The following is a 23,379-nucleotide window of genomic DNA, read 5'->3' on the forward strand; positions in this document are numbered from 1 at the left end:
ACGGCTTCCGCATATCCCACGTTCTGCCGCCGGTCTGCAACCGGCGCGGGACAGTCGGAAACGAATACTGCATTCTTTACGGCCGTAAAGTTCACCGGTCCACCTCGCCGAACACGATGTCGAGCGTACCGATAATGGCGGTGACGTCGGCGAGCTGGTGGCCCTTGGACATGAAGTCCATGGCCGACAGATGGGCAAAGCCCGGCGCGCGGATCTTGCAGCGATAGGGCCTGTTGGTGCCATCGGAGACGAGATAAACGCCGAATTCGCCCTTGGGCGCTTCAACTGCCGCGTAAACCTCGCCCTCGGGCACGTGATAGCCCTCGGTATAAAGCTTGAAGTGGTGGATCAGCGCTTCCATCGAGCGCTTCATCTGCGCGCGCTTGGGCGGCACGACCTTGCCGTCCATCGAGTTGAACGGTCCGGTCTTGGCATCGCCCAGCAACCGCTCGACGCACTGCTTCATGATCTTGACCGATTCGCGCATCTCGTTGATGCGGACGACCCAGCGGTCGTAGCAATCGCCATTCTTGCCGATCACGACATCGAAATCCATGTCGTTGTAGCACTCATAGGGCTGCGCGCGCCTGAGATCCCAGGCCGCGCCCGAGCCGCGCACCATCGGGCCGGAAAAGCCCCAGGCAAACGCGTCTTCCAGCGTGACATTGCCGATATCGACGTTGCGCTGCTTGAAGATGCGGTTGCCGGCCAGCAGCGCCTCGATATCGTTGAGCTTTGCCGGGAACTGCTCGCACCACTTGCCGATATCCTCGACCAGTTCGGGCGGCAGGTCCTGGTGCACGCCGCCAGGCCTGAAATAGGCCGCATGCATGCGCGCGCCGCAGGCCCGCTCATAAAACACCATCAGCTTTTCGCGCTCCTCGAAGCCCCAGAGCGGCGGCGTCAGCGCGCCGACGTCCATGGCGGCGGTGGTGGTGTTCAGGAGATGGTTGAGAACGCGGCCGATTTCGGAAAACAGCACGCGGATAAGCTGGCCGCGAATCGGGATCTCGACCTCAAGCAGCTTTTCCACGGCAAGCGCGAAGGCATGCTCCTGGTTCATCGGCGCGACGTAATCGAGCCGGTCGAAATAGGGCACGGCCTGAAGATAGGTCTTGGTCTCGATCAGCTTTTCGGTACCGCGGTGAAGCAGGCCGATATGCGGGTCGACGCGCTCCACGATTTCGCCGTCAAGCTCCAGCACCAGTCGCAACACGCCGTGCGCCGAGGGGTGCTCGGGCCCGAAGTTGATCGTGAAGTTGCGGACATTATGTTCAGTCATGCCGATCAATCCTGTTGCGACGCAATCGCCGCGAAAAACTCCGCGGACGTCATCTTCTTGGTATCGTTGGCGAAGGCGTAGTTATCCGGCTTCTCGTCGATGAATATCTCGCTTGCGAAGCGGAAGCTGCCCGGCTCATCGAAAGCCTGGGACGAGACGACGGTATCCGAGCCATCCTGCATGCGCCAGAACAGCGTCGAGCCGCAGGTGCTGCAGAAAACCCGCTCGCCATACTCCGAGGATTTATAGACCCCGAGGGCGGGCTCGCCTTCCACCTCGACGCTCACGCCGCACTCGACGCCAAGGAAACCGGCCCCGCCGGTCCAGCGACGGCAAAGCCCGCAATGGCATGCACCCATCTCGTGATCCTTCGGAACGGCCGAAAACCGAACCGCGCCACAGATACAGCCGCCCTTCATACGATCAGCCATCACTCGCTCCTCAGTTCGCCTTTTCGTCGCCGGGCAGAACGTATTCGGGCCCTTCCCATGGCGACAGGAAATCGAAGCTGCGGTATTCCTGGCGGAGTTCGACGGGTTCGTAGATCACGCGCTTGGCTTCCTCGTCATAGCGCAGCTCGACGAAACCGGTGGTCGGGAAATCCTTGCGCAGCGGATGCCCCTCGAAACCGTAATCGGTGAGGATCCGGCGCAAGTCCGGATGGCCACTGAAAGGGATGCCGTACATGTCCCAGGTTTCGCGCTCGAACCAGTCGGCGCCGGGAAAGATCGGCGTGATCGAAGGCACGACCTCATCCTCGCCGACTTCCAGCTTGATGCGGATGCGGGCGTTCTGGGTCGGCGACAGCAGGTGATAGACCACATCGAAGCGCTTCTCGCGCGTCGGCCAGTCCACGCCGCAGACATCGACGATGCAGACAAAGGCGCACTGGCCGTCATCGCGCAGGAACTTGGCGACATCGACAATGCCCTCAGGCGTGGTGATCACCGTCAGTTCGCCATGCGCGAACACGATATCCGAAACGCCCTCGCAGGCTTCGCGGATATGGGCGCCGAGATCGTTCAAAGCTTCGCTCATAATAGCCTCCCGCCGCTATCGCTCGATCGTTCCGGTACGCCGGATCTTCTTCTGCAGAAGAAGCACGCCGTAAAGCAGCGCCTCGGCGGTGGGCGGACAGCCCGGCACGTAGATATCGACCGGGACGACGCGATCGCAACCGCGCACGACGGAATAGGAATAGTGATAATAGCCGCCGCCATTGGCGCACGAGCCCATCGAGATGACGTAGCGCGGCTCGGGCATCTGGTCGTAGACCTTGCGCAGAGCGGGCGCCATCTTGTTGGTCAGCGTGCCGGCGACGATCATGACGTCGGACTGGCGCGGCGAGGCGCGCGGGGCGAAGCCGAAGCGTTCGCAGTCATAGCGCGGCATCGACATCTGCATCATCTCGACGGCGCAGCAGGCGAGGCCGAACTGCATCCACATCAGCGAGCCGGTGCGCGCCCAGGTGATAAGCTGGGCCGAGGAAGTGACCAGAAAGCCCTTGTCGGCAAGCTCGTTGTTGATCTCGCCGAAGAAGCGATCATCGGCGCCGACCGGCTTGTTGGTCATCGGATCGACGACGCCCCGGGGCACGGGGGCGACGAGTGTCTCGTTGCTCACTCCCATTCCAGCGCTCCTTTCTTCCATTCATAGATGAAGCCGATGGTCAGCACGGCCAGGAACACCATCATCGACCAGAAACCGAACCAGCCGATATCGCCGAAGGATGCCGCCCACGGAAACAGGAAGGCGACCTCGAGATCGAAGATGATGAACAGGATTGCCACGAGATAGAAGCGGATGTCGAACTTCATGCGCGCATCGTCGAAAGCATTGAAGCCGCACTCGTATGCGGACAGCTTTTCCGCATCGGGCGCCTTGAAGGCCAGCGCGAAGGGCGCGACCATCAGGGCCAGCCCGATGATGAGACAGATGGCGATAAAGATGACGATCGGAATATAGGAACTGAGGACTTCAGCCATATAAAACACCCTTGCCGTTTTGAGGCGCCCGGGTCAGCGCACCCGCAGGATAAACCGCGAGACCGAAAATTGATAGATGTCGGGGTCGTGACTAGCGCAGCCGGCGCGCTCGCGCAAGACATTCAAATCCTTTTCGTCGCGCTGCAACAAAGTTTCAACCGTCCGCCATGATGAGCGGCGGGCCCGGCAGGCAAAGGCTGCGGCAAATTGTTGCGGTTGTCATCCATTATGGAAAGAAGCGCGAAACGCGCAACGCGGTCCGAAAGGAAGAATCGCGCGATAGCGAGGCTATGAGGACAAGCCACGCTGTAAGCGCAGATTTCGGACCATCCTAGGAAAAGAAGAATGGCGCGAGTGACGGGGCTCGAACCCGCGACCTCCGGCGTGACAGGCCGGCACTCTAACCAGCTGAGCTACACCCGCGCTTTTCACCGTTTCAGTTTCGAACCGCTTGTTTTCGAAGCGCTTCGTCTGTCGGCGTGAGCGGCTGTTTAAGGGGGTCGCCTGAAAGTGTCAAGCAGCTTGTCACGCATTTCTGATTTTTTTGCGATCGCCGTCCAAGACCTGTGCGAAACCGCCAAAATGCCGCCTCTCGGCGGGGCCGCCGGACGAACCGGAGCAACAAGAGACGTCGCGGCCGCAGGAGCGAAGCGACGTCGTTTCCAGCAATGCATCTGCGATCGGTTACTGTGGCAGTTTCGGCTTGGCGCGCGCGAGCGGCGGAATCAGAAGACTGATCTCGGTCTGCGCTTGAGGATCAGCAGATCCGTCACATCTCTCAACTCGTCGGCCGAGGACACTCCAATTTTGAGCCATTTGCCGTCGCGATAGGTTTCCGTTGAGTCGTAGAGCTTCATAAGTCTGGGGCTAAGGGCCTCACGCCGAGCTTCCACCTTTTCGCGTTCCGCCGCCCCCAACACGATGACCACTGAAAAAACGCGGTACTCCGGCAGAAAGGTACAGAACGCCCTGTTCTTCTTGTACCGCAGCGCCCAGCCGTGCTTCTGCCCGCCAAATATCCAGTCCGGCGCAAATACCCCGGGATAGGCCGCGGCAATCCAGTCGCGCAGCGCGGACCAGTGAGCATATGCGTCCGGCCCGATCCAGCCGCGGATGGCGATGTCATCGGGCGGGGCCGATCTGTCGGTAAGGCGGTCGCCAATGCCGGGAGACTGTTTCATGACGCAATACCCTCTGCAACCACGCTGTTATCGCAGATGCGCGAAGTTCAGGAAAGGCACCTCACCTTGGCCGGCTCCCGGGGCGGGCGGCGAAGGCGCGGTCAGGCCTGCGGCGCGAATTCATGCAGACTGTTGCAAGCTTTGCGGGCGCGGATGCGAAAAAAATATGTAAAACCGCACATTCCCCTCTTGCGGTTTTGCCGCGATCCGCATATTTCACGCCTCACCAACGCGGTCGGGCGATTAGCTCAGTTGGTAGAGCGCCTCGTTTACACCGAGGATGTCGGGAGTTCGAGTCTCTCATCGCCCACCATTCTTCTTCCTTCAAATATCGTTTTCGGATTGGCATCGCCGGGCTTGCCTTGCTTCGGTCGACGACTCGGCAGTGTTTCAATCGCTGTGGAGCGTTTGATTCTTCTACGATTTTGACATTCTGCAAGTCTGCCCTGCGGAACTCCGTCGGAGAATTGGGGCCGACAAGCAAAAATCCACGACCCGCTTAACCACCCAAATACACTATAAACGTTTTAAACGATCAGGTCGCCTCGATATTTGACCTTCCGGTTAAAAAATCCAGAAGAATCCTGCGTTTACCATATCATACTTCCGCGTTTTATATTGCCTATAACAGAAAATTATAATAAACTCCGCCGTGGAGGATCACTATTATGGCACACTATAAATGCAATGATTGCATGATGGTGCAGAACACCGGTCGCGTTTGCCGGCGTTGCGGGAGCTATAGTCTTTCTGCGCTTGAGACCCATGGTGGCGCTGTCACGGAGCGGGAGCGCAACACCCAGGTGCCAGCTGCAACATCGTCCAACATGCCGGTTTGGCTGTCATTTTTTGGAATTGCGGTTCTGACGTCCTATTTGCTGCTTTTCCACGTGTGACGCCCGGCGCACGCCGCATGCCACCTCTGCCGCAGGGAAATCCGGGGCGGAGCGGCAGAGCTTTGTTCGTTTGGTCAGCAGGCTACAGGACCGAGTCGGAGTGTCGGCGAAAAGTGGGGTCCGGCTTTTCGGTCAAGCTGTGCTTCAGGGGGTCGACGATCCAACCCGCCAGGAGAGGCCATACGCGGCTGCGGGCCATGGCTGCTGCGTCTGACAATGCCAAGTCTGAGGCAATCGTGATCGGCCGGCACTTCGGCTGCACATAGGCCGCCACGGCCACGCGCTCAATCAAAAGAGCTTCGAAGCCGGGTCGCGCCCTCAGGCGCCCCGGGGGGAGTGTCGGCGCGTCGGAGCGAGATTTCAGGCCGTGCGGCTCTTCGCGCCGTCGGAAAACAGCGAGCGGCCATTCTGGTCGATGATCTGCTTGCCCTTGCGGAAGGTCCACTCGATCGCTTCATCCTGTGAGGAAAACAGGTCTGCGCGGATGAAGGTCCGGGTCAGCGTCTCGTCGTTCACCTCTTTTTCGATTCGGCCCTGAAGCCGATACTGCGCCCCTTCCTTGACCGGCTCGGCGAAGATGATGCAGTCCTCATGGACGATCGATTTCACCGCCTGCTCGTTCTCGCGCCCCTCGCCGCCTCCGCCGCCTGAAAACAGTGAGCCGATCCGAGAAAAAAACGATGCCATCTTCAAAACTCCTTTTTGGTCTTTTTTAGCCGACCTGCGATTGCCGCGCCAGCGCCGACCGTCAGATGATCAGGTTGGCGAGAATCTCGTTTTCAGTAATATCCTGATATTTCAAACCATTATTCGCAAGGTTCTCAAACAGGACATGAAAGTTTTCCGGACGCGAGGTTTCGATCCCGATCAGGATCGAGCCGAAATTGCGCGCCGATTTCTTGAGATATTCGAACCGCGCGATATCGTCATCCGGCCCGAGCAGGCCGAGGAAATCCTTGAGCGCGCCCGGGCGCTGCGGCAGGCGCAGCACCAGATATTTCTTCAACCCCGAATAGCGCATCGCCCGTTCCTTGACGTCCGGCAGCCGGTCGAAATCGAAATTACCGCCGGAGACGAGCACAACGATCTTGCGGCCGCGCACCTTTTCCGCCGGCAGACGGGAAAGCGCGGTCAGCGCCAGCGCGCCCGCCGGCTCCAGCACCACGCCCTCGACATTCAGCATTTCGGTCATGGTCACGCACAGCGCGTTTTCCGGCACCGCCATCACCCGATCCGGCGAAAACCGCCTGAGCGCCTCGAAATTGGCGTCGCCAATGCGGGCCACCGCGGCGCCATCCACAAAATTGTCGACATCCTCAAGCGTCACGATCTCGCCCGCTTCAAGAGAGCGCTTGAGGCTCGGCGCGCCTTCCGGCTCTGTGAAGAGATAGGCGTCATCCGGCAGGCGATCCGCGAAATAGCTTGTTATCCCCGCCGACAGGCCACCCCCGCCGACCGGCATCACGATCAGATCGGGCAGACCGCCCCCTTGCGGCCAGGCATCCTCGATCTCGCTCGCCACCGTCGCCTGTCCCTCGATGATATCGGGGTCGTCGAAGGGCGGCACCATGATCCCTTCATTGTCTGCGGCAAACTTGCGGGCGGCCGAATAGCAGACATCGAAGATATCGCCGACTAATTCGATGCGGATAAAGCCTTCGCCGAAGGTACGGGTCTTGTCGATCTTCTGCTGCGGCGTGGTGACCGGCATGAAGACGACGCCCTGAACACCGAAATGCCGGCATGAGAAGGCGAAACCCTGGGCATGATTGCCAGCGGAGGCGCAGACGAATACTTTCGAGGCCCCGTCGCCGGCCATCCGCTTGCGCATGAAATTGAAGGCGCCGCGCAGCTTGTAGGAGCGCACCGGCGACAGGTCCTCGCGCTTCAGATAGATATCCGCGTCGAACTTGGCGCTGAGATGGGCGTTGCGCTGCAATGGCGTCGCTTCGAAAAGATCTCTCAGCGCCGTTTTGGCCACTATTACATTGTCGCGCATTTCCCGCTTCCCATTGAGTTTGTCCTGTGACACCGCTATGGCATAGAAACCGGGTCACGAAAAAGCCCGTATCTGACAAGAGAGTATGACAGGGAACTGACCCTTGAACGCCACGCTTCTGCGGTCTGCCTTCTATATCGCGGCGATTTGCGGCATTTATCTCGCAGCCGCGATGTTCGTTCCGGCCATGGTGGACCTCTATTACGCGAATGCCGACTGGCAGGTATTCGCCCTTTGCGGCTTCATGGTCGGCGGCACAAGCGCGGTCACCGCGGTCGCCATGCGCGGCAATCCGCCGCCCTTCAGCCGGCGCCTGGGCTTCTTTCTGGTCAACCTGCTGTGGATGACCTTCGCCCTTATCGGCGCAATCCCGATCTACCTGGCAAGCGGCGAACTGACCTTCGCCCAGTCGCTGTTCGAATCGGTTTCCGCGATCACGACAACCGGCTCCACGGTTCTCACCGGGCTCGACGACGCCGCGCCCGGCCTGCTTCTGTGGCGCTCGCTGCTGCAGTGGATGGGCGGCATCGGCATTGTCGCGCTTGGCCTGTTCATCCTGCCGTTTCTGAGAATCGGCGGGATGGCGTTTTTCAAGATGGAATCCTCGGATACCGGCGACAAGCCTTTTGCCCGCATGGCGAGCTTCACGCGGGCGTTTCTGGCGATTTATCTCGGCATCACGCTTTTATGCGCGATCTGCTACGGCTTTGCCGGCATGTCGCAGTTCGATGCCTTCAACCACGCGCTGACGACGGTGGCAACCGGCGGCTTTTCCACCCATGACGCCTCCTTCGGCTATTTCGACAGCCCGGCCCTGCTGTGGATATCAGCCTTTTTCATGACGGTATGCAGCCTGCCATTTTCGATCCTGATCCTGTTCGTCGTGCGCGGCCGGCTCGATTCACTGCGCGATCCGCAGATCATGCTGTTCCTGACCTATCTGTTGGTAGCGGTGTTCCTGCTCTCGCTCTATATCAGCCTCAACGACCAGATGGACTTCGTTACGGCGCTGACGCAATCGGCATTCAACGTATCGTCTATCCTGTCGACCACGGGCTACGCCAGCACCGACTATTCGCAGTGGGGTGCTTTCGCGGTGGTGCTGGTGTTCTTCCTCACCTTTATGGGCGGCTGCTCGGGCTCGACGGCGGGCGGAATAAAATCCTATCGCTTCCTGATTCTGTTCAACATGCTGAGGACCGGCATGAAGAAGCTGATCTATCCGAACGCAGTCTATTCGATCCGCTATGGTCGGCTGAGCGTCGATTCGGAAACCCAGCGCGCCGTGTCGATGTTCTTCACCGCCTTTATACTGCTCTGGGCCTTCGGCAGTCTGGCAATGTCGCTGCTCGGCTACGACCTGATCACCTCGACCACCGCCGTGCTCACCGCGTTATCGAATGTCGGCCCCGGTCTTGGCGATATCATCGGGCCCGCGGGCAATTTCTCGACCTTTGCCGATCCCGAGCTGTGCCTGCTGGCGATCCTGATGCTGCTCGGCCGCCTCGAAATCCTGACCGTCGTCGTGGTGCTGATGCCGATGTACTGGCGCGGCTGACGCACCGGCCGGCAAGGAAAAACCGAAAAACCATGTCGCCTCGCGTTGCAACATCGTTTATGGAACCGAACAATGTCTGAAAAACCAAAGCGGGATGCGCACGTCTCATGACCCTTTCGAACAGCCAGGTCATCACCCCGGAACTGATCGCGGCCCACGGGCTGAAGCCTGATGAATACGAGCGGATATTGTCGCTGATCGGCCGCGAGCCGAGCTTTACCGAACTCGGCATTTTCTCGGCGATGTGGAACGAGCACTGCTCCTACAAATCCTCCAAGCGCTGGCTGCGCACCCTGCCGACCACCGGCCGCCGCGTGATCCAGGGACCGGGCGAAAATGCCGGCGTCGTCGATATCGATGACGGCGATTGCGTGGTGTTCAAGATGGAGAGCCACAACCACCCCTCCTATATCGAGCCCTATCAGGGCGCGGCCACCGGCGTCGGCGGCATTCTGCGCGACATTTTCACCATGGGCGCGCGCCCCGTCGCCGCCATGAATGCGCTGCGCTTCGGCGAACCTGATCACCCGAAAACGCGCCACCTCGTCTCCGGCGTCGTCGCCGGCGTCGGCGGCTACGGTAATTCCTTCGGCGTGCCCACCGTTGGCGGCGAGGTCGAGTTCGACGCCCGCTATAATGGCAACAATCTCGTCAACGCCTTTGCGGCCGGCATCGCAAAGTCCGATTCGATCTTCTATTCCGAGGCCAAGGGCGTCGGCCTGCCGGTTGTCTATCTCGGGGCCAAGACTGGGCGCGACGGCGTCGGCGGCGCGACGATGGCGTCCGCCGAATTCGACGAGGACATCGAGGAAAAGCGCCCGACCGTGCAGGTCGGCGACCCCTTCACCGAGAAATGCCTGCTCGAGGCCTGCATGGAGCTGATGAAGACCGGCGCGGTGATCGCGATCCAGGACATGGGCGCTGCCGGCCTCACCTGCTCGGCCGTCGAAATGGGCGCCAAGGGCGATCTCGGCATCGAACTCGATCTCAACCGCGTGCCGGTGCGCGAGGAGAACATGACGGCCTACGAGATGATGCTCTCGGAAAGCCAGGAGCGCATGCTGATGGTGCTCGACCCCGAAAAGGAAGAGGTCGCCGAGGCGATCTTCCGTAAATGGGGCCTCGATTTCGCGATCGTCGGCAAGACCACGGACGATCTGCGCTTCCGCGTGTTCCACAACAACGAGGAAGTCGCCGACCTGCCGATCAAGGATCTCGGCGACGAGGCGCCGGAATATGACCGCCCCTGGCGCGAGCCCGATACCCGCGGCACCCTGCCCGCCCATCTGGTCGAGGCGCCCGCCGATTACAACGAAGCGCTTCTGAAGATCGTCGGCGGCCCGAACCAATCGAGCCGACGCTGGGTCTATGAGCAGTATGACACGCTGATCCAGGGCAATTCGCTGCAGCTTCCCGGCGGCGATGCCGGCGTGATCCGCGTCGATGGCCATCCGACCAAGGCGCTGGCGTTTTCGTGCGACGTGACCCCGCATTATGTCGAGGCCGATCCGTTCGAGGGCGGCAAGCAGGCGGTCGCCGAGTGCTGGCGCAACATCACCGCGACCGGCGCGGAGCCGCTGGCTTCGACCGACAATCTCAATTTCGGCAATCCCGAAAAGCCGGAGATCATGGGCCAGCTCGTCAAGGCGATCGAGGGCATCGGCGAGGCCTGCCGCGCGCTCGATTTCCCGATCGTTTCCGGCAATGTCTCGCTCTACAACGAGACCAATGGCGAGGCGATCCTGCCGACGCCGACCATCGGCGGCGTCGGCCTCCTTGCCGACTGGCGCAAGATGGCGCGGATCGGCTCGTTTTCCGAGGGCGACCACGTGATTCTCATCGGCAATGACGGCGAGCATCTCGGCGCGTCGGCCTATATGCGCGACGTGCTCGGCCTCGTCGACGGCCCTGCGCCCACGGTCGATCTCCATCTCGAGCGCCGCACCGGCGATTTCGTGCGCTCGGCGATCAACAACGGTCAGGTCACCGCCTGCCACGATATTTCGGCGGGCGGCCTTGCCGTGGCGCTTGCGGAAATGTGCATGGCCGCCGGCAAGGGCATGGAAATCAGCATCGCCCAGGCGCGTGGTCAGGCCCATGCCCTGCTCTTTGGCGAGGATCAGGCGCGCTACGTCATCACCGTGCCGGCGGAATACGGCAATTTCGTCTGCGCCTCGGCGGAGGGCAGCGCCATCGCGTTCCGCAGGCTCGGAACCGTCAAGGGCGATGCGCTCGTGATCGACGATCTTGTCTCCATGCCCGTCGAGGAGTTGCGCACCGCCCACGAAATGTGGTTCCCTCGCTTCATGGCCGCTCCGGGCGGCGACAACCAGTCGGCATAAGATCGGCAGTCGGCACAAGATCGGCAGCCGGCATAAGAACGACATCCATCGAGGAGCATTCAAAATGGCGATGAGCGCGGGCGAAATCGAAGACATGATCAAGGCCGCCCTTCCCGACGCCAGCGTCACGATCAGGGACCTGGCCGGCGACGGCGACCATTTCGCGGCCGAAGTCGTATCGGAAAGCTTTCGGGGCAAGACAAGGGTGCAGCAGCACCAGATGGTCTATGACGCCCTGAAGGGCAATATGGGCGGCGTTCTGCACGCGCTGGCGCTACAGACCTCCGCGCCGCAATAGGAGCGCGGAAACCATTCGGCTTTCGCTCAATTCCGCCCGTGGCGGGGTTGGCGAAAGTCAATCGATCGATTATATGCTGAAAGCAAATAAACGCTACGGACCTTGAACCCGTATGTGAAAGGATTGCACATGACTGACATTCAGACTGCCATCAAAAGTGAAGTCGACAGCAATGATGTGGTGCTGTTCATGAAGGGAACGCCGCAGTTTCCGCAGTGTGGCTTCTCCGGACAGGTCGTCCAGATTCTCGATTATCTCGGCGTCGATTACAAGGGCGTCAACGTGCTGGCTGACGGCGATCTGCGCCAGGGCATCAAGGACTTTTCCAACTGGCCGACGATCCCGCAGCTTTACGTCAAGGGCGAGTTCCTCGGCGGCTGCGACATCGTCAGGGAAATGTTCCAGGCCGGAGAGCTGCAGGAACATCTTTCCTCCAAGGGCGTGGCCGTTCGCGGCGCCGCCTGAGGCGATCCCGGCACACATAGCGGTTTACGGGCGCGTTCTTTTCGGCGCGCCCGCTCTGTGACCTCACAGAATTGACCGGGCGCCGCTATCGCGGCGCCTTCTTTTGCTTTCAGGAATAGTTGTTGTGACAGAAACATTAAAGACACCGGCTGAGATCGCCCGCAAGGCGCCCGGCAAGTGGGAACTCGTCGCCATGATGGCGGGACTGATGGCGCTCAACGCGCTTGCCATCGACATCATGCTCCCCGGATTGAAAGAGATCGGCGCCAGCCTGGGCGTCACCTCCGACAATGAGCATCAGTTCATCATCACCTCCTATGTGCTCGGTTTCGGCATTGCCCAGCTTGCCTATGGCCCGATTGCCGACCGCTTCGGCCGCAAGAAGCCGCTGCTCGTCGGGCTCGTCATCTATTTCATCGGCGCGGTGCTCTGCGCCTTCGTGCCGAGCTTTACCCTGATGCTGCTGGTCCGGTTCTGTCAGGGGCTTGGGGCCGCTGCCACCCGCGTCATTTCCGTGGCGGTGGTGCGCGACCTTCATGGCGGCCGCGCCATGGCCGAGATCATGTCGCTGATCATGATGGTGTTCATGCTCATCCCGATCCTCGCCCCCTCGATCGGCCAGACGATCATGCTGTTCGGCGACTGGCATCTGGTGTTCGTGTTCCTGGCGCTGGCGGCGTTCGGCAATTTTCTCTGGGTCACCTTCCGCCTGCCGGAAACCCAGCACCCCGAAGACGTCGTCGAGCTGACGCCGAAGGCGGTCATCCACAGCGCCAAGACCGTGCTGACCAACCGCGTCGCCCTGTTCTACACGCTCGGCACGACCTTCATCATGGCCTGTATTTTCGGCTTCGTGAATTCGGCGCAGCAGGTCTATGTCGAGATTTACGGTCTTGGCACGCTGTTTCCGGTTGCCTTCGCCGGCATCGGCATCGTGATGGCGGCATCCTCGCTGATCAACTCCCGCATCGTGGGCAAGATCGGCATGCGCAGGCTGTCCCATGGCGCGATGATCGGCTTCACGGTGACCAACGGCGTCTGGCTGCTGATCGATCTGATGTATGCGGGGGCGATGCCGTTCTGGCTGTTTTATGCCCTGTTCATGCTGGCATGGTTCCAGTTCGGCTGGATCGGACCCAACTTCAATGCGCTCGCCATGGAGCCGCTCGGCCATGTGGCCGGCGCCGCCTCATCGATCCTCGGCTTCGCCAGCACCGCGTTTTCCGCGCTGCTCGGCGCGGCGATAGGCTACGCCTATAACGGCACGACCACGCCGATGATCGCCGGCTTCTTCGTCTTCGCCGCGGTCGCGCTCGGCTTCACGCTGATCGCGGAAAAGGGCAAGCTGTTCCAGCCCCACAACCCGGAAATCTGACGCAGACGATACTTCACGGACAAAGGGTGCCCCAGCGGCGCCCTTTTTCGTGGCCGCTTTTCCCGTGAAATCCTCCTACCAGGGTATCCGGCCGTCGGTATCAAAGAAGCCGCCGTTCTCTTCTCCCTCCAGAGAGAAACGGACTGGAATTTCCGCCCCTTCCTCGGGCGTCAGGTAGCCTGCGCCGCCATTGAGGTCTGTGTCCACGTATCCGGGGCTGACGGAATTGACGACGATATTCGTGTCACGCAGTTCCTCACGCAACTGCACGGTCAGCATGTTCAGCGCCGCCTTTGAGGCGTTGTAGCCGATGAACTGCGCCTTGTAATACATCCAATCCGGAGTGCCATTGAGCGTCAGCGAGCCGAGCGGACTCGACAGATTGACGATCCGGCCCTCGGGCGCTTTTCTCAACAAGGGCAGCATCGCCTGCGTGACCGCCAGGGTTCCAAAGAAGTTGACCTCCATTGTCCGCCGCGCGGCGTCAAACGAGGCCGAGGACGGCGGAGCATCCGAGAAATCGAAGATGGCGGCATTGTTGACGAGAATGTCGAGGCGTCCGTATGTGGCATCAATCTCGGCACCAGCGCGCGCGATGCTGGGGTGATCGGTCAGGTCGAGTTGAATGGGCGTCACCGCGCCTTCCGTGATATTCCGCGCAGCCTTCTCGCCGCGTTCAGGGTTCCGCGATCCGAGGATAACCCGAACGCCGGCGCTGGCGAGCTGGCGGGCGATCTCGAACCCGATCCCCTTATTGGCGCCTGTGACAAGCGCGATCCGTTGAGTGTCCATATGCAAATCCTTTCTTGCCTGGTCTGGCCGAGGCAAATATATGAAGGATTATTCAGTTTGAGGATTCGCATTTGCCCGAAGCCACCCCACCATCGCTCAAGCCCCGGAAAAAGCCGCGTCAGGCGCGCGCCGCCGTCACGCTCGATGCCGTCTACGAGGCAAGCATTCAGCTTTTGGTGAGCGGCGGCGTGGCGCGGCTGACCACCACCCGCGTCGCAGAGCGCGCCGGCGTTTCGGTCGGCACCATGTATCAGTATTTTCCGCACAAGCAGGCACTGATCTATGCGCTCAATGAACGCTATCTGGAAGCCTTGGCGATGCGTCTCGAAGCCGTTTGCGAAGGCCACCATGGCAGCCGCCTCGGGGATATGTGCGAAGCGCTGATCGAGACCTACTTCCAGGCAAAGACAGAGCGCGCCGACGTGACCCGCGCGCTCTATGCCTCGGTCGTGGAGCTCGACAACGCGGCCCTGGTCGCCAATTTCGCCGACCGTGCCGATGCTTGTACCAAGGCCATGCTCGCAAGTGCGTCAGACGCCACGATCCCCGATCTGGAAACCGTCAACCTAGCCCTTCTCACGACAATCTTCGGCGCGGTCCGCAATGCTTTCGAGCGAAACCTCGATGCCGGCGAGATCGCCGCCCTGAAGCGGCAGGTTATCGTGATGTGCCGCGCCTATCTTGAGGCCGTCGCCGACGCGCCTAAAGGGTAAAGACCTTGGCCCGCAGTTCCTCCCAGCTATCCCTGTCGGACGCGCCGAGCAGGCCGCCGTCGAGGTGTTTCGGCAGGTAGGGCGAGCCGTCATAGCGGGCGATATGGCCGCCGGCCTCCTGGCCGATCAGAACGCCGGCCAGATGGTCCCAGGGCATCAGCTTGAAATAGGTGAAGAAATGCAGCCCGCCGCCGGCAAAGGCGCGGTATTCCACCGCGGCACAGCGATAGCTCGCCGCATAGCGGACCTTTGCCGTATTAGCCAGCAGCCCGGCGCGGCTGTCCTTCGGCATGAAGGCGATGGACGCCGTGCCGAGCATCTGTTCAAGGGGAACGGGTGCGGCAACCGACATCTTGCGCGACGAGCCATCGGCCCGCTTCAGCCAGGCCCCGCCACCCTTCTCCGCGATCATGAAATCGTCGCCCATCGGATCATAGATCAGCCCGGCGACGGTTTCGCCGTTGACCACGACCGCCGCCATGACGCCGAAGGCGGAAATGCCATGGGCGAAATTGAACGTGCCGTCGATCGGGTCGACCACCACCGCCACATCGGCGTCCTTCAGCTTTGTCAGCAGGTCAGGATCGGCGGCCACGCCCTCCTCGCCAATGAACAGCGCCTCGGGCAGGATTTCGGCGATGCCGGCCTTGATCACGCGTTCCGCGCCGGTATCGGCGATCGTCACCAGATCGCTTGCCTCGGTCTTCGCGGCGACGTCGCTTTCGCCAAGAGCGCGGAAACGGGGCAGGATTTCCTGCTTGGCGGCACGGCGCATCAGCCCGGCGATGGCGTCGAGCGTTTCGGAGGTGATCGGCATTGTGGTCATTCCTGGCTGGGAGGGTTGTTGCACCCGGTTAAACCATGCCGCCCATGCAGGAGTCCATGCCGCAGGCGTTGACTTTCAGGCAAAAGCCGACTATCAGCGCGCCAACACTGAATTGATCGGTGTTCTAACCGACATGTCCCGTGGTTTTCCGGGCGCTTTTTTCCGCGAAAACCTGTCAGGCCCTTCGAAAGAGGGCGCCAAAGGAGGGCGTGTTTCCTTGGGTCCCGGCCATGCCGGTCCCGCTATGTTGAGATTAAGGAAATACGATGAGCAAGCGCGAATCGTCCAAGCATAAAATTGACCGCCGTATGGGCGAAAACATCTGGGGCCGTCCGAAGTCCCCGGTCAACCGCCGCGAATACGGCCCCGGCCAGCACGGCCAGCGCCGCAAGGGCAAGCTCTCCGACTTCGGCGTACAGCTGCGCGCCAAGCAGAAGCTGAAAGGTTACTACGGCGAACTGCGCGAAAAGCAGTTCCTCGCGATCTTCGAGGAAGCCAACCGCCGCAAGGGCGACACCGGTGAAAACCTGGTGGGCCTGCTGGAAAGCCGTCTCGATGCCATCGTCTACCGCGCCAAGTTCGTGCCGACCGTGTTTGCCGCCCGTCAGTTCGTCAACCACGGCCATGTCACCGTCAATGGCGTCAAGGTCAATGTCGGCTCCTATCGCTGCAAGCCCGGCGATGTGATCGAAGTGCGCGAGCGCTCCAAGCAGCTCGCAAGCGTCATCGAAGCCACCCAGCTCGCCGAGCGCGACGTTCCGGACTACATCGATGCCGATCACCACAAGATGACGGCGACCTTCGTACGGGTTCCCGCACTCGCCGATATCCCCTACGCGGTCATCATGGAACCGAACCTCGTGGTCGAGTTCTACTCGCGTTAATTTCCGCGACATCCAATGCGAAAAAGCCGCCTTTCGGGGCGGCTTTTTTATTGTCTGACAAAGCTGCGGTTACAGAGTTTTCGTTCCTCGCTCACCTCCCCCGGGTGTCATGCTCGGGCTTGACCCGAGCATCCATACTGCACAAGCCATTGGACAGAAGAGTACTTCTTAAGGCTGTGCGCGCCTGCCTGGATCCTCGGGTCAAGCCCGAGGATGACGCCCGGAAAAGGGGATAGGTTTGCCAGCAGACTGAGCCACCTTTCGCGGCGGCATTTTTTTATTGGCGAGATCGGCCGACGCCACTCAAGCGACCTTGAGGACCGCCTCCGGCGCTGCAAGCTCGTAGCCGAGTGCTGCGGCAACGGCGGCGTTGGTGACGCGGCCGCGATGGACGTTGAGGCCGTTGCGCAGATGGCGATCCTCGGAAACGGCGGCGAGCCCCTTGTCGGCAAGCATCAGTCCGTAATGCAGCGTCGCGTTGTTCAGCGCGGCCGCCGAGGTGGCCGGCACCGCGCCCGGCATGTTAGCGACGCAGTAATGCACCACGCCATCGACCACGAAGGTCGGATCGGAATGGGTGGTGGCGTGCGAGGTTTCGAAACAGCCGCCCTGGTCGATCGCGACATCGACCATGACCGCGCCGGCCTTCATGCCCGGCAGCATTTCGCGGGTGACGAGCTTGGGGGCGGCCGCCCCCGGCACCAGCACCGCACCAATCACCAGATCGGCGGCGAAGATCTCGTTTTCGAGCGCCTCGGTGGTCGAGTAGAGCGTCTTGACCCGACCGCGAAACAGTTCGTCGAGCGTGCGCAGGCGCGGCAGCGCGCGGTCGAGGATCGTGACCTCCGCGCCAAGGCCGGTCGCCATCAGCGCCGCATGCAGGCCGACGACGCCGCCGCCGATCACCACCACCTTGCCGGGGGCGACGCCCGGAACGCCGCCGAGCAGCACGCCGAGCCCGCCATTGGCCTTCTGCAGCGCGGTCGCGCCGGCCTGGATCGAAAGCCTGCCGGCCACCTCCGACATCGGCGCCAGAAGCGGCAGCCCGCCGCGCTCGTCGGTCACCGTCTCATAGGCGATCGCCGTGACTCCTGAGGCGAGAAGGCCCTCAGTCTGCGCCGGATCGGGCGCGAGATGCAGATAGGTATAGAGCAACTGCCCTTCCCTGAGCTGCGCCCATTCGGAGGGTTGCGGTTCCTTGACCTTGACGATCATATCCGCTCTGGCGAACACAGTGGCGGCATCAGGCACAACCGTCGCGCCCGCAGCGCGGTAGGCGTCGTCGCCTGCGCCAACGCCTTCGCCCGCGCCGGTCTCGATGATGACCTGATGGCCATGCGCCACATACTCGCGCACCGATGCCGGGGTCAGACCGACACGGTATTCATGATTCTTGATTTCCCTGGGACAGCCGACAAGCATTTCGATCTCCTCGCTCCAATCGATACAACCTGACCGGGATTAAAACGCGAAATCGCGGCAATGTCCTTGCAAAGTTATCCTTGATTTTTCACTTTTTTCGTTTAATTTTCGAAAAAGAACAATAAAAATCGAAGGGTATTCGAACGATGGATATCGACGACATTGATCGTGCGATCTTGAAGGCGTTGCAGAAGAACGGTCGCATCACCAATGCGGACCTTGCGGAAACCGTCGGCCTGTCGCCATCCGCCTGTTCCAGACGGCTCGATATATTGGAAAAAAGCGGCGTGATCGAGGGTTATACCGCGAGAATCTCACCCGAGGCGCTTGGCTACAAGATGGTGGCGATCGTGCAGATCTCGCTCTCCGGCCAGTTCGCCCGCACGCTTGCCGAGTTCGAGGAGGCGGTCAAACGCTGCCCGAACATCATCGTCTGCTACATGGTCTCGGGCGTCTATGACTATACGCTGCGGGTGGCGGCCAAGGACCTGAAGGACTACGAGCGCATCCACCGCGACTGGCTGTCGGCGCTGCCGCATGTGGTGCAGATCAACTCGTCCTTCGCGCTCAGGCCGATCATCGAACGGATCAATGTCGGCATCGATTAAGCTTTCGACGGCTTTGCCAGCAGCAGCCAGTTCTCGCCCTCGGCCTTCCAGTCGTCGGCGGTGACGATCGCTTCCCGGGCGGCTTCGCGAAAGCCGAGCTGATCGTAGAACCGGCGCGCCGGTGCATTGCCGTCGGAGACGATCAGGGCGAGATCGCGGCCGCCTGCCATCCGGGCAGCCCGCTCCATCAGCAATTTCCCGAGCCCGCGCCGGCGGTACTCCGCGTAAGCCGCGAGCACGTGAATGTAGTAGCTGCCCACCGCCTCCGCCTTCAGCGCCTTCAGCGGTTCAAACACCGGATGATCGGCCTCGCCGGTCGGCGTATCGCGCTCCAGCGGATAGGCCAGCAACAGGGCCACGATGTCGGAGCCCAGCGTCGCGACCGTGCCATTCTTCCAGTTGACGACCTGGTCTTCGCGCCGGACGCTGTCACGCCCGGCCTGCCAGGGATCGCCCTCGCCGCCCTCAAGCCGACCCCAGCGCCACAGCGGCAGGCCGTGATCGGCGATATTGATGAGCCGCACCATGTCCGGCGCATCCTCCGCCGTCGCTGACCTGATCGTGAAACTTGAAACCAATCCATTCCTCCCCAGTTGACCCAAAGCCGGCTGCGCGCCTAGCCTGTCATTAAGCTTTCACAGACTTGCAATTCATTCCATGATCATTGTCAACCGCCGACGGCGCGAAGCCCGCGCCACAACACATACGGAGCCGCCGATGTCCGCGCTTTTCGAACTGCAACCGATCTCCCGTCGCACGCTTTTGCGCGGCATGGCCACAGCCACCGCCATGGTCGCCCTTCATCCGTTTTCCGCGAAGGCCGCCGGCAATCAGGCGCATCTGCGGCTGATGGAAACCACCGACATCCACGTCAACGTGTTTCCCTATGACTATTACGCCGACAAGCCCAACGACACGATGGGCCTTGCCCGCACCGCCTCGATCATCGACGCGATCCGCGCCGAATCGACCAATTCCATGCTGATCGACAATGGCGATTTCCTGCAGGGCAATCCGATGGGCGATTACATCGCCTATGAGCGCGGCATGCAGGACGGCGACGTCCACCCGGTGATCAAGGCCATGAACGTGCTCGGCTATGATGTCGGCACGCTCGGCAATCACGAATTCAATTACGGCCTCGATTTCATGCACAAGGTGCTGGCCGGCGCGAACTTTCCGTATGTCTGCGCCAACCTGACCACCGGCGCGCTGGCAGACGACCCGACCAAAGACGATCTGATGATCAAACCCTATTTGATCCAGGAGCAGATGATCACCGATGGCGACGGCAACCAGAGCCCGGTGAAAATCGGCTTCATCGGCTTCGTGCCGCCGCAGATCATGGTCTGGGACGAGAAGAACCTTTCCGGCAAGGCCAATACCCGCGATATCGTGGAGGCGGCTGAAGCCTGGGTGCCGGTCATGAAGGAAGAAGGCGCCGATATCATCGTCGCGCTGTCGCATTCCGGCATCGATGGCGCCGGCCCCGCGCCGCTGATGGAAAACGCCTCGCTCCATCTCGCCGGCGTCGACGGCATAGACGCGGTGTTCACCGGCCACCAGCATCTCGTCTTCCCCGGCACGGAGGACTTCGCCGGCATCGAGGGCGTCGATATCGACAAGGGCACGCTCAAGGGCAAGCCCGCGGTGATGGCCGGCTTCTGGGGTTCGCATATGGGTCTGATCGACCTGCTTCTGGAAAAGGACGGCGACAGCTGGACGATCGTCGACTTCACCACCGAGGCGCGGCCGATCTACCACCGCACCGAGGACCGCAAGGTGGTCGCCGATGTCGAAAGCGACGCGGCGGTGATCGCCGCCGCCGAAGCCGATCACGAGGCAACGCTGGAATATGTCCGCACCCCGGTCGGCAAGACATCCGCGCCGCTGCAGTCCTTTTTCGCGCTGGTGGCCGACGACCCGTCCGTGCAGATCGTTTCCAAGGCGCAGACCTGGTACACGAAGGACATGCTGAAGGACACGGAATACAGGGACTTCCCCGTGCTTTCCGCCGCAGCCCCCTTCAAGGCCGGCGGTCGCGGCGGCCCGGACTACTACACCGAGGTCCCGGCGGGCGACATCGCCATCAAGAACGTCGCCGACCTCTACCTCTATCCCAACACCGCCCGCGCCGTGCTCATCAACGGCGCGCAGGTGCGCGAGTGGCTGGAAATGTCGGCCGGCATGTTCAACCAGATCGAACCGGGCGCCACCGACGCCCCGCTCTTGAACCCGGATTTCCCGTCCTACAATTTCGACATCATCGATGGCGTGACCTACAAGATCGACCTGTCGAAGCCGGCGCGCTACGCCAAGAATGGCAGCCTCGCCAATCCGGACAGCCACCGCATCATCGACCTTGCCTATGACGGCAAGCCGATCGACCCCGAACAGCAATTCGTGGTGGCGACCAATAATTACCGCGCCGGCGGCGGCGGCAATTTCCCGGATATCAATTCGGACGTGATCGTGTTCGTCGGCCCCGATACCAACCGCGACGTGATCGTGCGCTACATCGTCGACCAGGGCACGATCAACCCGTCCGCCGACTTCAACTGGACCTTCGCCCCCATGCCCGGCACCACCGCCACCTTCGAAACCGGCCCGCGCGCGGCGGAATACATCGCCGACGTGAAGGGCGCGAAGATCGAAACGGCCGGCGACGGCGAGAACGGGTTCGCGCTTTATCGGGTGGTTCTGTGATCGGTTGATTCTTTTGGTGAAGCGAAATGACAGGGGCCGGCCTTTGGGCTGGCCTTTGTCTGCCCATCCCTCTCACTCCGGCGTCATCCTCGAGCTTGCCCCAGTGAGCGCAGTTCCAGCACAACGTAACAGGCGTTCAGGGGCCGATTCCGGACTGCCGGATCAGGATATGCTGATGAAAATTGCCATTCCACACTGCCCCGATCCCAGTCAATTTAGTTGATCAGGCCAGCGTAATGGAGCGACAGCCTGATTGGTCGCGCGAAACCAACCTACTTCGACCAATGTCCTAAAACCCACTCCCAAGCATGACGGTCATAGTCCCACCGCCAATGTGCACGGACCCATTTGTTCTTTCCTAGCGGCTTAAGGGTCTTAAGGTTTTGCAGACGATCCAGAGGTTTCGGAGGACGAGGTGGTCTGATTTTCCTTGGTGGTCTCATTGCTTGTCCCCCTATACGCGAGCGTTCTTCTGGACTTTTCTATAAAAGCAGAATAGTTTGGGCTGCGGTTGGACTGTATACCGGCTGCCATTTCTCTATCAGTAGTCACGGAATTTTGCCTATCCAGTGTGACAATCGTTACAGCAGTAATAGCAACCATTTGACTGGGGATATGTTCGTTTGGCTTGCTGCACCGCCCCTTTGCACGTCGCGTGCGAACCTAAGCTCATTCTGTTTTCGATGTTAGGCTGATGGGCGCATCCATTCTCATGAACTTCGTGGTCCCCATTAGCCTGTGCATTTCGGTTGACATGAAAGTACGGCATTTCACCCCCCTCTTTTGGCCTTATTTATACATAATAATATAATAATAAATTTCTTGTAATTAGTTCTTTAGTATTAAATGTCGGATTACTCAAGAATACACTTTGACGTGTATGCAGATTTTCTGTTCCACAGAAGGCCACGAAAATACTCGTATTTCGACGGCAATTGGCATGCAATGCAACGAGTGAGCTATGTCAATTTTCTCGTGAAATGTTCTATCGCCTAGCTAGGCGCTTGCTTCATATGGCGCGAGGTTGTTGCAGTTCGAGGCTTGACGCCTTTACGTAAGCATTGACTGTGTCTTTTTCAGCAATGTGTGCACGGATCCGAATGGCCGAGATTGGCGCGCCTTGCCCACCGGCTGAAACGGGGCCACCGCTAGTAGCCGGCTTTCACCCTGCGATTAACAGAGCTGGCATTGGCGCTTAGCAGGCGCATGGTCACTTACGGCCCATTGCTGCTGTTCGTTCAAGCGGCAACGAAAGTCGCTTCAAGATCAAAGCCGGCGTTGCAGCGAAACTCAGCGGGAAAGCAAATCCGAAAAGAGTTCGTCCTCCGAAGGGATTGATTTTCGGTGCAAAATAGCACGAACAGCTTCCTTCAGGAGATCCCAAGCACGCATCCATTGGTCGACACTCAAGGCAGCCAATTTTCCATGAGTTACTCCGCTTCGATCTTGGTAGCTCTTCTTGGACATTGAGTAAATTTCAGGGCGCGAAGCGACCGGTCCACAAAGCTCTGCGAGAGAAAGGGACATCCTAAACGATAGCTCTGGGCCCTTTCCGAACACCGACTCTAGCGATTGCCAGATATGTAAAATTGAAGATGCACGGTCAGGCATCAAGGGAGCCTTCGTAAGCGCTGAACGCAGCATCGACGCTTTGACATACTTGGCTTCAATTTCCTGCCAAACTACTGCTGCCTTAGCTGCTTGGATAAACGTGTCTGCATCGACAATCGCAGAGTAGCGGCCTCTCTTTCCTTGTAGTATCGAAAAAGTGAGGTCATTTTGCCACCCTTCTATTCTCGATCCTTTAGCTGTAATGCCGCTTCGCATGCCCTCAGGCAGTTTGTCGACAAGGTAGCTCGAACTGCGGGAGTTAATTCCCGCGTATTCATTCAGGGAATGACTTGTCGCAAACGGAGCGATTGTCGGCTGCAGACCTTGCAAATACAGCATCGCTTGAAAGGTTGAGAGAAGGTTCTGCGCCTCAGCATAATCTCCTGCATTTACTGAGAGCCGGATTCAAAAGTTCATGACGGGAAACAATATCGTG

General features: G+C 60.3%; 22 protein-coding genes and 2 tRNA genes. 10 read left to right on the forward strand and 14 right to left on the reverse strand.

Going from position 1 to position 23,379, the window contains the following annotated elements; all coding sequences use genetic code 11:
- Positions 1 to 91: 91 nt before the first annotated feature.
- The 7 genes from K7H91_RS12425 to K7H91_RS12455 form a co-directional block, all read right to left on the reverse strand.
- Positions 92 to 1,282, reverse strand: coding sequence for an NADH-quinone oxidoreductase subunit D (locus K7H91_RS12425; protein ID WP_230720599.1), 1,191 nt, complete (start codon positions 1,280 to 1,282; stop codon positions 92 to 94).
- 5 nt (positions 1,283 to 1,287) lie between these two features.
- Positions 1,288 to 1,713, reverse strand: a complete 426-nt coding sequence (locus K7H91_RS12430; protein ID WP_230720600.1) for a GFA family protein — start codon at positions 1,711 to 1,713, stop codon at positions 1,288 to 1,290.
- Between the two features lie 10 nt (positions 1,714 to 1,723).
- Positions 1,724 to 2,320: an NADH-quinone oxidoreductase subunit C gene (locus K7H91_RS12435; protein WP_230720601.1), complete on the reverse strand. Its 597-nt coding sequence runs from the start codon at positions 2,318 to 2,320 to the stop codon at positions 1,724 to 1,726.
- A 15-nt stretch (positions 2,321 to 2,335) separates the two neighbouring features.
- On the reverse strand, positions 2,336 to 2,911 hold the full coding sequence (locus tag K7H91_RS12440; protein WP_230720602.1) for a NuoB/complex I 20 kDa subunit family protein: 576 nt from the start codon (positions 2,909 to 2,911) through the stop codon (positions 2,336 to 2,338).
- Positions 2,902 to 3,267 carry an NADH-quinone oxidoreductase subunit A gene (locus tag K7H91_RS12445; protein WP_230720603.1) on the reverse strand — a complete coding sequence of 122 codons (366 nt, stop codon included), beginning with the start codon at positions 3,265 to 3,267 and terminating at the stop codon, positions 2,902 to 2,904. The genes K7H91_RS12440 and K7H91_RS12445 overlap by 10 nt, the downstream gene beginning before the upstream one ends.
- 346 nt (positions 3,268 to 3,613) lie before the next feature.
- A tRNA-Asp gene (locus tag K7H91_RS12450) sits at positions 3,614 to 3,690 on the reverse strand.
- 302 nt (positions 3,691 to 3,992) lie between these two features.
- Complete coding sequence (locus K7H91_RS12455) at positions 3,993 to 4,448, reverse strand: DUF3788 domain-containing protein (protein WP_230720604.1); 456 nt, start codon at positions 4,446 to 4,448, stop codon at positions 3,993 to 3,995.
- 237 nt (positions 4,449 to 4,685) lie between these two features.
- On the opposite strand from K7H91_RS12455, the gene K7H91_RS12460 reads away from it, so the two are divergent.
- Positions 4,686 to 4,761, forward strand: a tRNA-Val gene (locus tag K7H91_RS12460).
- A gap of 943 nt (positions 4,762 to 5,704) precedes the next feature.
- On the opposite strand, the gene K7H91_RS12465 is transcribed toward K7H91_RS12460, so the two are convergent.
- Together K7H91_RS12465 and ilvA are read right to left on the reverse strand one after the other, a co-directional pair.
- Positions 5,705 to 6,031 carry an HlyU family transcriptional regulator gene (locus K7H91_RS12465; protein ID WP_230720605.1) on the reverse strand — a complete coding sequence of 109 codons (327 nt, stop codon included), beginning with the start codon at positions 6,029 to 6,031 and terminating at the stop codon, positions 5,705 to 5,707.
- A 61-nt stretch (positions 6,032 to 6,092) separates the two neighbouring features.
- A complete protein-coding gene (ilvA, locus tag K7H91_RS12470; protein ID WP_230720606.1) occupies positions 6,093 to 7,343 on the reverse strand; it encodes a threonine ammonia-lyase in 1,251 nt (416 codons plus the stop codon).
- A gap of 103 nt (positions 7,344 to 7,446) precedes the next feature.
- Here ilvA and K7H91_RS12475 point away from each other — a divergent pair, with 103 nt between their 5' ends.
- The 5 genes from K7H91_RS12475 (at position 7,447) to K7H91_RS12495 (ending at position 13,381) form a co-directional block, all read left to right on the forward strand.
- Positions 7,447 to 8,901 carry a TrkH family potassium uptake protein gene (locus K7H91_RS12475; protein WP_230720607.1) on the forward strand — a complete coding sequence of 485 codons (1,455 nt, stop codon included), beginning with the start codon at positions 7,447 to 7,449 and terminating at the stop codon, positions 8,899 to 8,901.
- Between the two features lie 107 nt (positions 8,902 to 9,008).
- Positions 9,009 to 11,243 (forward strand): phosphoribosylformylglycinamidine synthase subunit PurL, encoded by a 2,235-nt coding sequence (gene purL / locus K7H91_RS12480; protein ID WP_230720608.1) that lies wholly within the window; start codon positions 9,009 to 9,011, stop codon positions 11,241 to 11,243.
- A 64-nt stretch (positions 11,244 to 11,307) separates the two neighbouring features.
- Positions 11,308 to 11,541 carry a BolA/IbaG family iron-sulfur metabolism protein gene (locus K7H91_RS12485; RefSeq protein WP_018064326.1) on the forward strand — a complete coding sequence of 78 codons (234 nt, stop codon included), beginning with the start codon at positions 11,308 to 11,310 and terminating at the stop codon, positions 11,539 to 11,541.
- A 129-nt stretch (positions 11,542 to 11,670) separates the two neighbouring features.
- Positions 11,671 to 12,006 carry a Grx4 family monothiol glutaredoxin gene (gene grxD, locus K7H91_RS12490; protein ID WP_230720609.1) on the forward strand — a complete coding sequence of 112 codons (336 nt, stop codon included), beginning with the start codon at positions 11,671 to 11,673 and terminating at the stop codon, positions 12,004 to 12,006.
- A gap of 193 nt (positions 12,007 to 12,199) precedes the next feature.
- Entirely contained in the window at positions 12,200 to 13,381 is a 1,182-nt protein-coding gene (locus K7H91_RS12495; protein WP_230720619.1) for a multidrug effflux MFS transporter, read from the forward strand.
- 75 nt (positions 13,382 to 13,456) lie between these two features.
- On the opposite strand, the gene K7H91_RS12500 is transcribed toward K7H91_RS12495, so the two are convergent.
- On the reverse strand, positions 13,457 to 14,173 hold the full coding sequence (locus K7H91_RS12500) for an SDR family oxidoreductase (protein ID WP_230720610.1): 717 nt from the start codon (positions 14,171 to 14,173) through the stop codon (positions 13,457 to 13,459).
- Between the two features lie 71 nt (positions 14,174 to 14,244).
- On the opposite strand from K7H91_RS12500, the gene K7H91_RS12505 reads away from it, so the two are divergent.
- The gene (locus K7H91_RS12505; protein ID WP_230720611.1) at positions 14,245 to 14,886 is read left to right on the forward strand and encodes a TetR/AcrR family transcriptional regulator; all 642 of its coding nucleotides are present in this window, start codon (positions 14,245 to 14,247) and stop codon (positions 14,884 to 14,886) included.
- Here K7H91_RS12505 and K7H91_RS12510 read toward each other — a convergent pair.
- Positions 14,876 to 15,703, reverse strand: coding sequence for an inositol monophosphatase (locus K7H91_RS12510; RefSeq protein ID WP_230720612.1), 828 nt, complete (start codon positions 15,701 to 15,703; stop codon positions 14,876 to 14,878). The genes K7H91_RS12505 and K7H91_RS12510 overlap by 11 nt on opposite strands.
- A 275-nt stretch (positions 15,704 to 15,978) precedes the next feature.
- On the opposite strand from K7H91_RS12510, the gene rpsD reads away from it, so the two are divergent.
- Positions 15,979 to 16,596 carry a 30S ribosomal protein S4 gene (gene rpsD / locus K7H91_RS12515; RefSeq protein ID WP_230720613.1) on the forward strand — a complete coding sequence of 206 codons (618 nt, stop codon included), beginning with the start codon at positions 15,979 to 15,981 and terminating at the stop codon, positions 16,594 to 16,596.
- A gap of 303 nt (positions 16,597 to 16,899) precedes the next feature.
- Here the strand turns inward: rpsD and ald are convergent, their stop codons facing one another.
- The gene (ald, locus tag K7H91_RS12520) at positions 16,900 to 18,018 is read right to left on the reverse strand and encodes an alanine dehydrogenase (RefSeq protein WP_230720614.1); all 1,119 of its coding nucleotides are present in this window, start codon (positions 18,016 to 18,018) and stop codon (positions 16,900 to 16,902) included.
- A 146-nt stretch (positions 18,019 to 18,164) separates the two neighbouring features.
- Here ald and K7H91_RS12525 point away from each other — a divergent pair, with 146 nt between their 5' ends.
- Positions 18,165 to 18,626, forward strand: a complete 462-nt coding sequence (locus K7H91_RS12525) for an Lrp/AsnC family transcriptional regulator (RefSeq protein ID WP_018066485.1) — start codon at positions 18,165 to 18,167, stop codon at positions 18,624 to 18,626.
- Here K7H91_RS12525 and K7H91_RS12530 read toward each other — a convergent pair.
- Positions 18,623 to 19,204: a GNAT family N-acetyltransferase gene (locus K7H91_RS12530; protein ID WP_230720615.1), complete on the reverse strand. Its 582-nt coding sequence runs from the start codon at positions 19,202 to 19,204 to the stop codon at positions 18,623 to 18,625. The genes K7H91_RS12525 and K7H91_RS12530 overlap by 4 nt on opposite strands.
- Before the next feature lie 139 nt (positions 19,205 to 19,343).
- On the opposite strand from K7H91_RS12530, the gene K7H91_RS12535 reads away from it, so the two are divergent.
- Positions 19,344 to 21,332 carry a bifunctional 2',3'-cyclic-nucleotide 2'-phosphodiesterase/3'-nucleotidase gene (locus K7H91_RS12535; protein WP_230720616.1) on the forward strand — a complete coding sequence of 663 codons (1,989 nt, stop codon included), beginning with the start codon at positions 19,344 to 19,346 and terminating at the stop codon, positions 21,330 to 21,332.
- Positions 21,333 to 22,622: 1,290 nt separating this feature from the next.
- Here K7H91_RS12535 and K7H91_RS12540 read toward each other — a convergent pair.
- Positions 22,623 to 23,273, reverse strand: coding sequence for a hypothetical protein (locus K7H91_RS12540; RefSeq protein ID WP_230720617.1), 651 nt, complete (start codon positions 23,271 to 23,273; stop codon positions 22,623 to 22,625).
- Between the last annotated feature and the right edge of the window lie 106 nt (positions 23,274 to 23,379).

Origin of the sequence: Martelella mediterranea, assembly GCF_021021415.1 — a bacterium.
Classification (GTDB): Bacteria; Pseudomonadota; Alphaproteobacteria; order Rhizobiales; family Rhizobiaceae; genus Martelella; species Martelella mediterranea_C.